The sequence below is a fragment of the Zobellella maritima genome, from assembly GCF_003075035.1.
Classification (GTDB): domain Bacteria; phylum Pseudomonadota; class Gammaproteobacteria; order Enterobacterales; family Aeromonadaceae; genus Oceanimonas; species Oceanimonas maritima.
The window spans coordinates 1733680-1745511 of record NZ_QCZE01000001.1 but is presented as its reverse complement, the minus strand read 5'-3'; the positions used below and the strand labels follow the sequence as shown (position 1 = coordinate 1745511).

At 57.6% G+C, this 11832-nt stretch carries 10 protein-coding genes; 6 read left to right on the top strand and 4 right to left on the bottom strand.

The features are described 5' to 3' along the window. Positions 1–106 precede the first annotated feature (106 nt). The 4 genes from DCS96_RS08065 to DCS96_RS08050 all read left to right on the top strand — a co-directional run bounded on the left by DCS96_RS08065 (position 107) and on the right by DCS96_RS08050 (position 4889). Positions 107–1081, top strand: coding sequence for an ABC transporter permease (locus tag DCS96_RS08065; RefSeq protein WP_116473779.1), 975 nt, complete (start codon positions 107–109; stop codon positions 1079–1081). 3 nt (positions 1082–1084) lie between these two features. Beyond that, on the top strand, positions 1085–2020 hold the full coding sequence (locus DCS96_RS08060) for an ABC transporter permease (protein WP_116473778.1): 936 nt from the start codon (positions 1085–1087) through the stop codon (positions 2018–2020). Between the two features lie 316 nt (positions 2021–2336). Beyond that, positions 2337–4430 (top strand): elongation factor G, encoded by a 2094-nt coding sequence (gene fusA, locus DCS96_RS08055; protein ID WP_116473777.1) that lies wholly within the window; start codon positions 2337–2339, stop codon positions 4428–4430. A gap of 156 nt (positions 4431–4586) precedes the next feature. Further along, positions 4587–4889, top strand: a complete 303-nt coding sequence (locus tag DCS96_RS08050; protein ID WP_116473776.1) for an antibiotic biosynthesis monooxygenase family protein — start codon at positions 4587–4589, stop codon at positions 4887–4889. Between the two features lie 382 nt (positions 4890–5271). Here the strand turns inward: DCS96_RS08050 and dxs are convergent, their stop codons facing one another. The 3 genes from dxs to xseB are packed head-to-tail and all read right to left on the bottom strand — an operon-like array spanning position 5272 to position 8291. Then, the gene (gene dxs / locus DCS96_RS08045; RefSeq protein WP_116473775.1) at positions 5272–7137 is read right to left on the bottom strand and encodes a 1-deoxy-D-xylulose-5-phosphate synthase; all 1866 of its coding nucleotides are present in this window, start codon (positions 7135–7137) and stop codon (positions 5272–5274) included. A gap of 21 nt (positions 7138–7158) precedes the next feature. Beyond that, the gene (gene ispA / locus DCS96_RS08040) at positions 7159–8046 is read right to left on the bottom strand and encodes a (2E,6E)-farnesyl diphosphate synthase (protein ID WP_198649956.1); all 888 of its coding nucleotides are present in this window, start codon (positions 8044–8046) and stop codon (positions 7159–7161) included. Beyond that, entirely contained in the window at positions 8046–8291 is a 246-nt protein-coding gene (gene xseB / locus DCS96_RS08035) for an exodeoxyribonuclease VII small subunit (protein ID WP_116473774.1), read from the bottom strand. The genes ispA and xseB overlap by 1 nt, the downstream gene beginning before the upstream one ends. Before the next feature lie 222 nt (positions 8292–8513). Between xseB and thiI the strand changes: the two genes are divergently transcribed. Next, positions 8514–9962 carry a tRNA uracil 4-sulfurtransferase ThiI gene (gene thiI, locus DCS96_RS08030; protein ID WP_116473773.1) on the top strand — a complete coding sequence of 483 codons (1449 nt, stop codon included), beginning with the start codon at positions 8514–8516 and terminating at the stop codon, positions 9960–9962. A gap of 131 nt (positions 9963–10093) precedes the next feature. On the opposite strand, the gene DCS96_RS08025 is transcribed toward thiI, so the two are convergent. After that, a complete protein-coding gene (locus tag DCS96_RS08025) occupies positions 10094–10999 on the bottom strand; it encodes a ketopantoate reductase family protein (protein ID WP_116473772.1) in 906 nt (301 codons plus the stop codon). A gap of 200 nt (positions 11000–11199) precedes the next feature. On the opposite strand from DCS96_RS08025, the gene DCS96_RS08020 reads away from it, so the two are divergent. Beyond that, complete coding sequence (locus DCS96_RS08020; protein ID WP_116473771.1) at positions 11200–11682, top strand: YajQ family cyclic di-GMP-binding protein; 483 nt, start codon at positions 11200–11202, stop codon at positions 11680–11682. Positions 11683–11832 lie beyond the last annotated feature (150 nt).

Here is an 11832-nt window from a genome sequence, read left to right as displayed (position 1 = left end):
TTGCCGTAGGTCGGGCCCAGGCCCGGCTTTAACTACAGGTCTGTCCAATGGCCGACCTACGACTTTCCCAATCCCCATTTCCGGTTCCCTGAAATTGGAATACATCATGCTGACGTTTTTATTGAAACGGGTGTTCCAGGCCCTGATCGTTATGTTTGTGATCAGCCTGGTCGCCTTCTCGATCCAGGATAACCTGGGAGACCCGCTGCGCGAGCTGGTGGGCCAGTCTGTGTCGGAAGAGGTTCGGCAACAGATGCGCACCGAGTTGGGGCTGAACGATCCCTTTATGGTCAAATACGGCCGTTTTGTTGGCAATGTGCTGCAGGGGGACTTCGGTACTTCCTATTTCTTCAAGAAGCCGACCCTGGAGGTTATCCTGGAGAAACTGCCGGCGACCCTGGAACTGGTGTTCTGCGCCAGCATCCTTATTGTCGTGCTGAGCATACCTCTGGGGGTCTATTCGGCAATAAGGCCCAGATCCCCTTTGTCTAAAATCATCATGGGCGTCAGCATCATCGGTATTTCGGTGCCCGTGTTCCTGACCGCCATCTTGCTGATGTATGTGTTTTCCATCGAACTCGGCTGGCTGCCGGCCTATGGCAGGGGTGAGCTCACCAGCCCCCTGGGATGGGACTCGGGACTGTTCAACTGGCAGGGCTTTCGCAACCTTATCCTGCCGAGTCTGGCATTGTCTTCGATCATGCTGCCGCTGTTTATCCGCCTGGTGCGTTCCGAGATGCTGGAGCAGCTGAGCGCCGAGTATGTCAAGTTTGCCTGGGCCAAGGGACTGGACAAGTATCGTATCTGGTTTATCCACGCCCTGAAAAACACCCTGTTGCCGCTGATCACCGTCGGCGGGGTGCAAATCGGCACCATGGTGGCCTATACCATACTCACCGAAACCGTCTTCCAGTGGCCGGGCATCGGATTGCTGTTCCTGGAAGCCATTACCCGGGTCGATACGCCCTTGATCACCACCTATGTGATCTTTGTCGGTTTTATCTTCGTGGTGACCAATACCATAGTGGATCTGATCTATGGCCTGGTGAACCCGACCGTCAACCTGGCCGCCAAGGGGTAACACATGAATACAGCAACAAGCCCAGGCCGTTGGGCCCGCTTCAAGCAGTCGGATTTCATCTATCACTTCCTGCGCGACAAAGTCGCCATGGTCAGCTTCGCGGTATTTGTGGCGCTGGCGACGGCGGCGTTTCTGTCGCCGCTGATTGCCCCCCATAACCCCTATGATCTGGCGACCATCGATATCCTCGACTCCGAGTTGCCACCATCCTGGCTGGATATGGGCGACGACCGCTTCTGGCTGGGCACAGACGTACAGGGCAGGGATATCTTCAGCACCATCCTCTATGGTTCGCGGATTTCGCTGATCATCGGCCTGGGGGCGGTGGCGCTGCAGCTGGTGATCGGCATTGTCGTGGGCCTCTGTGCCGGCTACTTCGGCGGCCGCATCGACAACCTGCTGATGCGTGTCGCCGATGTACAGTTGTCGTTCTCCACCATGATGGTCGCCATCATTGTCTCGGCGCTGTTTCAGGCCACCTTTGGCTCGGATTTTTACTCCCGCTATGCGGTTCTGATGTTGGTGGTGATTATCGGCCTGGCGGAATGGCCCCAATATGCCCGGACCATCAGGGCGACCGTGCTGGCAGAGAAGAAAAAGGAATATGTGGAGGCCGCGCGGGTGATGGGCTTTAGGGCGGTGCGCATCATGTTTCGCCATATCCTGCCCAACTGCCTGTCACCGATCCTGGTGATTTCCACGGTACAGGTGGCCAACGCCATTATGAGCGAGGCGGCCCTGTCTTTCCTGGGGCTGGGCATGCCGGTAGACAAGCCATCGCTGGGCTCGTTGATTAGCATGGGCTTCAGCTACATCTTCTCCGGCTCCTGGTGGATTACCGCCTTTCCGGGTATCTATCTGGTGGTGCTGGTACTGGTGATCAACCTGCTCGGCGACTGGCTGCGGGATGTATTCAATCCCAAGATTTACAAGGGATAGCTGTGGGAGCGATGGCCTCGGCGAGACAATAATGATCATGGCCATTGTGTTGGCGTTCCCTCGCTCCGCGTGGGAACGCCGTGTAGGAATGAAACCGCGCTCCGACACGGCCGGTCAAAGGGGTGACAGCGCTGGCCGGCAACCGGAATGAACGTCTCCTGTTGAACTGGTCAAATTACCCTCGTTGATGCGTTAACCCTACATTGCACCCGGCTGGCTCTAATGTATAATATGCGCCCATGTAATCTGATGTGCGGTGTGTCGGTACTCTTCACATGCTCCGTCTACTTCTTCAATCAACCATAAAAGTTGCATCATGTCCGAATTATCCAAATATAGAAACATCGGTATCTTCGCTCACGTTGACGCGGGCAAAACCACGACCACCGAGCGTATCCTCAAGCTGACCGGTAAGATTCACAAGGCGGGTGAGACCCACGATGGTGAGTCCACTACCGACTTCATGGAACAGGAAGCCGAGCGTGGTATTACCATCCAGTCTGCAGCCGTAAGCTGTTTCTGGAAAGACCACCGCTTCAACGTTATCGACACCCCTGGCCACGTTGACTTCACCGTTGAAGTATATCGTTCGCTGAAAGTGCTCGATGGCGGTGTCGGTGTATTCTGTGGTTCTGGCGGTGTTGAGCCCCAGTCAGAAACCAACTGGCGCTATGCGAACGACTCTGAAGTTGCGCGTATTATCTTCGTCAACAAGCTGGACCGTATCGGTGCCGACTTCCTGCGCGTTGTTCAGCAAACCAAAGACGTGCTGGCCGCCAACCCGGTGGTAATGGTTCTGCCCATCGGCCGTGAAGACGAGTTCAAGGGCGTGGTTGACCTGCTGACCCGCAAGGCATGGATCTGGGACGAAACCGGACAAGCCGAAAACTACACCATCGAAGACGTGCCGGCCGACATGGTTGACATGGTTGAAGAATACCGTGAAAAACTGGTCGAAAGCGCCGTTGAGCAGGACGACGACCTGATGGAAGCCTACATGGAAGGCGAAGAGCCCTCCATCGAAGACATCAAGCGTTGTATCCGCAAGGGTACCCGTACCATGGCCCTGTTCCCGACCTACTGTGGTTCTGCCTTCAAGAACAAGGGCATGCAGCTGCTGCTGGACGCAGTCGTTGATTACCTGCCCAATCCGGTAGAAGTTGACCCGCAGCCACTGACCGACGAAGAAGGTAACGAAACCGGCGAGCACGCCATCGTTGATGCCGACGCTCCCCTGAAAGCGCTGGCGTTCAAGATCATGGACGACCGTTTCGGCGCCCTGACCTTCGTACGTATCTATTCCGGTCGCATGAAGAAGGGTGACACCATCCTGAACAGCGCCACCGGCAAGACCGAGCGTATCGGCCGTATGTGTGAAATGCATGCGGACCAGCGTAACGAACTGGAATCTGCCCAGGCGGGTGACATCATCGCCATCGTTGGTATGAAGAACGTACAGACCGGTCACACCCTGTGTGACGTCAAGCACCCCTGCACCCTGGAAGCCATGGTGTTCCCCGAGCCGGTTATCTCCATCGCCGTTGCTCCGAAAGACAAGAACGGTTCCGAGAAGATGGGTATCGCCATCGGCAAGATGATTGCCGAAGATCCTTCTTTCCGCGTAGAAACCGACGAAGACTCTGGTGAAACCATCCTTAAGGGCATGGGCGAACTGCACCTGGATATCAAGGTCGACATCCTCAAGCGTACCTACGGCGTTGAGCTGGTCGTGGGTGAGCCGCAGGTGGCCTACCGTGAAACCATTACCGCCGAAGTGGAAGACAGCTATACCCACAAGAAGCAGTCTGGTGGTTCCGGTCAGTACGGCAAGATCGACTACATCATCCGTCCTGGTGAAGCCAACACCGGCCTGGTGTTCAAGTCTTCCGTTGTCGGCGGTAACGTGCCCAAGGAATTCTGGCCTGCGGTCGAGAAAGGTTTCGCCAGCATGATGAACACTGGTACCATCGCCGGCTTCCCGGTACTGGACGTTGAGTTCGAACTGACCGACGGTGCCTACCATGCGGTTGACTCCTCTGCCATCGCGTTTGAAATCGCCGCCAAGGGCGCGTTCCGTCAGTCTATCGCTAAAGCCAAGCCGCAACTGCTTGAGCCGGTGATGAAAGTTGACGTGTTCAGCCCGGAAGACAACGTGGGTGACGTTATCGGTGACCTGAACCGTCGTCGTGGCATGATCAAGGATCAGAACGCCGGCGTGACCGGTGTGCGCATCAAGGCCGACGTACCCCTGTCCGAAATGTTCGGTTACATCGGTTCTCTGCGTACCATGACTTCTGGTCGTGGCCAGTTCTCCATGGAGTTCTCGCACTACGCAGCGTGTCCGAATACCGTATCCGACAAGGTTATTGCTCAGGTTAAAGAGCGTAAAGAAGCCGAAGCCAAGCGTTAATTCCGGCTTTCGAGCTACGGCTCTTTGATAAAAACCGCTGCTTCGGCAGCGGTTTTTTTATGGGTGCATTTTGGCTTGTGTAAAGCCGGACTTGCGGTGACACTCTTGCTTGCCTGTCAATTGCATTCAGATTCCACTTATCAAAAAGAGGTTACCATGTTTATTGCCATGAACCGTTTCAAGATCAAACCCGGCCACGAGCAGACGTTTATTGAGGTATGGAAAAACCGGGACTCCTACCTGGATACCGTGCCCGGCTTTCAGGGCTTCCACCTGCTGCAGGGACCAAGCAATGAGGAATATACTTTATTTTCCTCTCACGCCAGCTGGGAGTCGCGCCAGCATTTTGATGACTGGACCAGGTCCGATGCCTTCAGAAAGGCCCATGCCAATGCGGGTACCCCGAGAGACATCTTCGCCGGCCCGCCGCAACTGGAGTGTTTTGAAGTGGTGCTGTAAGAGCAACCGGATTAAACAGGTGATCTATATCATCCTTATTCCTGGATCACGTTGGCAGGCTGACGGGTTTCCTTGTGATGGCTGGTTGCTAACCATTGATCATTAAGTGAGACAAGGCGCAATTTAATCGGCACACATCAACAGACGAATCATAAACGATCGGACATCGCGCATGTGCTGCGGGCTCGGTGTTGTTTTTCGTTTTGATATGTAAGGCCGGCCGAAGCTGGCAACAACCGCTACAAGGAAATAGGGATATCGTGATCAGATCGTTACGGGGATTGCCATATCGCCATCGAGGCAAAATTGCCCTGAAAATCATCGGGAGGGAGTTTCGTTCCCATGCGGAGCATGGGAACGAGGACAGGTTTCAGTAGGGAGATTAGCGGGCCTGGTATTGCTGGATGGATTGCACCATGCCGTCGGCATCCAGCCCCAGTTTGGCCAGTATCTGCTGCTGGCTGCCCTGCTCGATAAAGTGGTCGGGCAGGCCCAGGTTGAGGACCGGCACCAGCCGCTTGTGACGCATCAGGCACTCGTTGACCGCCGAGCCGGCGCCGCCCATGACCGCATTCTCTTCTATGGTGACCAACAGCTCGTGGTCGTCCAGCAAGGACAGCAGCAGGGCTTCATCCAGCGGCTTGACAAAGCGCATGTCTACCAGGGTCGCGTCCAGCCGCTCGGCGGCGGCTTCGGCGTCGGCCAGCAGGGTACCGAAGTTGAGCAGGGCAATGTTCTTGCCCTGGCGCATAATGCGACCCTTGCCGATCTCCAGGGCGGTCATCTGCTGTTCGATATCGGCCCCCGGGCCTGTGCCGCGCGGGTAGCGTACCGCCGCTGGTCCCTGATAGGTATAGCCGGTGTAGAGCATCTGCCGGCATTCGTTTTCGTCGGCCGGGGTCATGATCAACGTATTGGGGATGGTACGTAAAAAGCTTAAATCGAAGGCGCCCTGATGGGTGGGGCCGTCGGCACCGACGATGCCGGCCCGGTCGATGGCGAACAGCACGTCCAGCTCCTGCAGCGCAACATCGTGGATCAGCTGATCATAGGCCCGTTGCAGGAAGGTGGAGTAAATGGCTACCACCGGTTTCTTGCCTTCGATGGCCAGGCCCGCGGCCAGGGTCACCGCATGCTGTTCGGCGATGGCCACATCGAAGTAGCGCTGAGGGAATGTCCGAGAGAAGGTTACCAGGCCTGAACCTTCGCGCATCGCCGGGGTGATGGCCATCAGCCTGTCGCAGTCTTTGGCCATGTCACACAGCCAGTTGCCGAAGATGGCCGAATAGGACAGGCCCGAACCGCTACTCTTGGGCAGCTGGTAGTGGTTGGGATCGAATTTGGGCACGCCGTGGTAGCCGATGGGATCCTGTTCCGCCGGCAGGTAGCCCTTGCCCTTGCGGGTCATCACATGCAGTAGCTGCGGACCCTTGAGCTTGCGCATGTTGCGCAGGGTCTCGACCAGGGTCTCTATGTCATGGCCGTCGATGGGGCCGACATAGTTGAAGCCGAATTCCTCGAACAGGGTACCCGGCACCACCATGCCCTTGAGGTGTTCCTCGGTGCGACGGGCCAGCTCCTTGAGCGGGGGGACCGCCCCCAGGGCCTTCTTGCCACCCTCGCGCAGGCTGCTGTAGAGCGGACCGGACATGATGCGGGCCAGCCGGTTGTTGAGGGCTCCGACATTTTCCGAGATCGACATCTCGTTGTCGTTGAGGATCACCAGCATGTCTTTGTGCACGTCGCCGGCGTGGTTGAGTGCCTCGAAGGCCATGCCCGCGGTCATGGCGCCGTCGCCGATAATGGCGACCACCTTGCGGTTTTGTTGTTCCTCGTCGGCGGCGATGGCCATGCCCAGTGCGGCGCCAATGCTGGTGCTGGAATGACCGACACAGAGGGTGTCATACTCGCTTTCGGCCCGCCAGGGGAAGGGATGCAGGCCCTGATACTGGCGGATGCTGGTCATCTGTTCCCGGCGTCCGGTCAGGATCTTGTGGGGGTAGGCCTGATGACCTACATCCCACACCAGGCGGTCGAAGGGGGTCTTGTAGACATAGTGGAGGGCGACTGTCAGCTCCACCACCCCCAGGCCGGAGGCCAGGTGGCCGCTGCTGCGGCTGACCGAATGCAGCAGATAGGATCTCAACTCGCGGCACAGGGCCGGCAGCCGGTCCTGGGGCAGGCTGCGCAGTTCTTCGGGAACGTTGGCCAGGGCCAGGTTCGGGTAATCGGCGATATTCAGACTCATAGGCTTATTATTATCCTCGCCCTAAAATTCACGTTCGACGATATAGCGGGCGAATGCTTCCAATGTGTGGGTATTGCAGGGAATGTCGGCCAGGGCCGCGCGCGCTTGCTGATGGAGTTCCCGGGCCAGGGCCTTGGCGCCATCCAGACCCAGCAGGGCCGGATAGGTGCTTTTTTGCTGGACCGCGTCCTTGCCCTGGGTCTTGCCCAGGGTCTGGGTATCGGCGGTAATATCCAGGATATCGTCCTGCACCTGGAAGGCCAGGCCGATGGCCTCGGCGTAGCGGCTCAGTGCCGTCAGATGGGCCTCGTTCAGCTCGGGGGCGCAGAGGGCGCCCAGACGTACGGCACTGCGGATCAGCGCACCTGTCTTGTGACGATGGATCGACTCCAGGGTTGCCACCTCTACCGGCATACCCTCGTATTTGATATCCAGCGCCTGGCCGCCGCACATGCCGTTATAACCGCTGGCACGGGCCAGCTCCTGCACCATGCGCAGCCGGCGACTGGCATCGAGTGTGCTGTCGTTATCGCTCAACAGCTCGAATGCCAGGGTCTGCAGGGCATCGCCGGCCAGGATGGCGGTGGCTTCATCGAATGCCTTGTGCACCGTGGGCTGGCCCCGGCGCAGGTCATCGTTGTCCATGGCGGGCAGGTCGTCATGGATCAGCGAGTAGGCATGGATACATTCGATGGCGGCGGCGGCCGTGTCGAGGTCTCGGGCATTGGCCAGCAGCAGTTCGCCACTGGCATAGACCAGCAGCGGCCTGACCCGTTTGCCGCCTTGCAGCAGGCCGTATTTCATGGCCGCCTTCAGTTCCGGGGCCAGGTTGTCGAGTCGGTCGATATGGTGCCGCAGCACGCCATCGATGCGGGTGCCGTACTGTTGTTGTAGCAGCTGGAATGACACTAGTTTTCCTCCCCGCTCTGGTCGAAGGGGACGAGTTGCTCCTGATCCTGTTGAAGCAGAATCTGTACCTGTTGTTCGGCCTGGGTCAGCCGCTGTTGGCCGGTGCGCACCAACTGAATACCCCGTTCAAAGGACTTGAGTGCCTGCTCCAGGCTGAGTTCGCCTTCTTCCAGTTGGCTGACCAGGGTTTCCAGTTCCTGTACGGCGCTTTCAAAATCCATATTTTCCGGTTTTTTGGCGGCCATCGGGATCCTCTGTCGTGAAGCCTGTATAATTGGCGGCAATAGTAACATTGCTGTTTACCCTTTGGCGAAAGATATAGGGGAGAGAGGGGGCCTTTAGTGACCCGGATATCAGAAATTTGGTACTCGATTAGACCCCGTTAGTCATTATTTAATCAAGAGCCCGGCTTTGCTGTATAATGTCGGGCTTTCATGTTTGTTCAGACAGTCCAGGCGTCCCGGTTTATGAAATTTATTATCAAGCTTCACCCCGAAATTACCATCAAGAGCAAGTCGGTACGCCGGCGCATGAGCAAGATATTGCAGGGCAATATCCGCAATGTACTGCGCTCGCTGGATGAGAACGTCAAGATCCGCGCCGACTGGGACAAGCTGGTGCTGAGAACCAGTATCGAGGGGGAAGCCCATCGCCAGGCGATGATCGAGAGTTTGTCTCACATCCCAGGCATACAGGCGTTCTTGGAAGTGCTTGAAGTTCGGGTCAGCACCCTGGATGAAATTCTGGAGCATGCCCAGGCCATGTATGGCGACAAGCTGGCCGGCAAGACCTTCTGCGTTCGATGCAAACGTCGGGGCCAGCAGGCCTTCAACTCGCTCGATGTGGAGCGCTATGTGGGTGGTGGCCTGAACCAGCGGTGCAACACCGGCGGCGTGCGCCTGAAAGATCCGGATCTGCAGGTCAACCTGGAAATCGACGAGGACCGCCTGTATTTGATCAGCGAGCAGCACCCCGGCCTGGGTGGTTTCCCCATCGCCACCCAGGAAAGCGTGCTCAGCCTGATGTCCGGGGGCTATGACTCGGGTGTGGCCTCCTATCAGTTCATCAAACGCGGCAGCCGGGTGCATTACTGCTTCTTCAATCTGGGGGGCAGCGAGCACGAGGCCGGGGTGCGGGAAGTCAGCCATTATCTGTGGAAAAAGTACGGCTCCTCCCATCGGGTCAAGTTCATTGCCGTGCCCTTCGAGGGTGTGGTGACCGAAATACTGGAAAAAATCGATGCCAGCCATATGGGGGTCGTACTCAAACGCATGATGATGCGTGCCGGTGCCGCCGTGGCCCAGCGGCTGGATGTACAGGCGCTGGTCACCGGCGAGTCCATGGGCCAGGTGTCCAGCCAGACGGTGACCAACCTGAATGTAATCGACCGGGTCACCGATACCCTGATACTGCGGCCGCTGATCGCCGCCGACAAGCAGGACATTATCGATCAGGCCCGCCATATCGGTACGGCGTCTTACGCCGAAAAAATACCCGAATACTGCGGGGTAATTTCCCAGAAGCCGACCATCAAGGCCAAGTTGGGCAAGGTCGAGGCGGAAGAGGCCAACTTCGACTTTGGCGTGCTGGAGACCGCCATCCAGGCCTCGTTTGTGGAAGACATTCGCAACCTGGCCGAGCCGCGGGTATTGCCGACGGTCGAATTCAAGCAGCAGGCGGACGAGCTGGAAGTGATCCTGGATATACGGGCACCGGAAGAGGAAGAAGAAGCGCCGCTGACGGTGGAAGGTCGCCAGGTCGTGCATATGCCTTTCTTCAGGCTGGCCCATCAGTTTGCCGAGCTTGATCCCCGGCGTACCTACCTGCTCTATTGTGCCCGCGGGGTGATGAGCCGGCTGCAGGCCATCCATTTGAAAGAGCAGGGTTTCGACAATGTGAAGGTCTATCGCCCGTAACAAGCTTGTGTTATCACTCCCACGCTCGGCGTGGGAGTGTGTCACTCATCCATCTGTTGCCGTGGCCCGGGTTGCCGTTCGACAACGCCTTGTCAGAATTAATTGTGATCCACAATTAATTCTGCTTTCTGCTAGCCCTTGCCGGGTGAGCGCTTGATTATCTCCTGATACAGCTGCCGGCAAACCGGCGCCGGCAGTTGATGCTGACGTGCCTGGCCGAGGATATAGCCGGTAATATAGTCGATCTCCGTGGGGCGGCCATGGGCCAGATCCTGGTGCATGGAGGAATAGTTGGTGGCAGTCAGCTCCATCACCCGGTGCAGGCGCCGTCTGAATTGCTCCAGGGTTTCGGTGTCTCCCAGGCATCGCATTACCTGATGTACTTCTTCGATCAGCTGCTCCAGCACGTCAAGGTAGCGGGGTTCGAGCAAGTCACCATTGTGAACGTCATAACGGGCGGTCAGCGGGTTGATCACCGCGTTGATCGCCAGTTTTTGCCGTTGCAGGGCGTCGATATTCTCACTCCATTGGGCATGGCCGAAGGCGGTGGCCAGCGGTTGGCAAAGGTGCTGATAATTCCGGGCTGCCTGATTGGCCGGCCCGATCCAGGTCTCTCCCTTGCCCGTATGGCGTATCTGCCACTGGCTTTCTTTCATGGCACCATGGCTGGTCACGCCGACCAGTATGGGGTTATGGGGGAGCAGTTCCCGCACCGCATCGGTTACGCCCATGCCGTTATGCAGCAGGATAACCGGGCAGTCTGTCGGCAGGCCGCGCAGCCCCCGCAGGGCATCGACGACCTGATAGGCCTTGGTGGTGACCAGCAGGCGGGAGAGACGGCCGGCCTGTTCGGCAAACAGCGGGCGGGTATGGATTAGCTCGTGATGCCCGCCCAGGGTGATCATATCCATGCCGGGGTGCAGGTGTCCCCGGTGACGTTCCGAGAGCAGCAGGGAAACCTGATGTCCCTGCTGGCGTAGTAGCCCGGCAAATACGCACCCTAACGCCCCCGCGCCGAGGATGCCCCAGTCACTCATAGCTTTACCCTCACTTTATGGTTATTACCTTCTTCCGGCTCGTCCTATACGTTAACCGTCAATACCGGTCGAGGCCAGCGGATTTTAGTTCGCCTCCATGAGATCACGGCACACAAGCATTGGAGCGAAAATAGGGTTAGCATAAGCGCTGATGTGGGCCCATCAGCGGGCCGGGGATAAGCAAGCTAGAAGGAGTGAATATGCCGTCTTTTGATATCGTCTCTGAAGTGGAGATGACCGAAGTACGTAATGCCGTCGACAACGCCAACCGGGAGCTGGAAACCCGTTTCGACTTCCGTGGTGTTCAGGCCAGCTTCGAACTCAATGACGACAAGGTCAAGCTGGCCGCCGACGCCGAGTTTCAGCTGCAGCAGATGCTGGACATTCTGAGGGGCAAGCTAATCAAGCGCAATGTGGATACCCAGGTGATGGACGAAGGCGAGGTGGTGCATTCGGGCAAGCGCTATTTTCTGGACGTGGCCTTCAAGCAGGGCATCGACAGCGCCCAGGCAAAGAAGCTGGTCAAACTGATCAAGGACAGCAAGGTCAAGGTGCAGGCTTCCATCCAGGGCGATCAGGTGCGGGTTACCGGCAAGAAACGGGACGATCTGCAGGAAACCATGGCACTGGTACGCCAGGCCGAGCTGGATCAGCCCTTTCAGTTCACCAACTTCCGCGACTGAGCCTGCTGTTGGCCATGGCGGGGCTTGTGGGAATGAGACCCCGCCGCTAGCCGCTATATGGGGCCTATGGCCTATGGCCCATCGGCCCTGGCTTCCCAGGTTAGTGGCGGTTTTTTGCCGTAATAAGGGGCCATCTGACCCCATTACAGG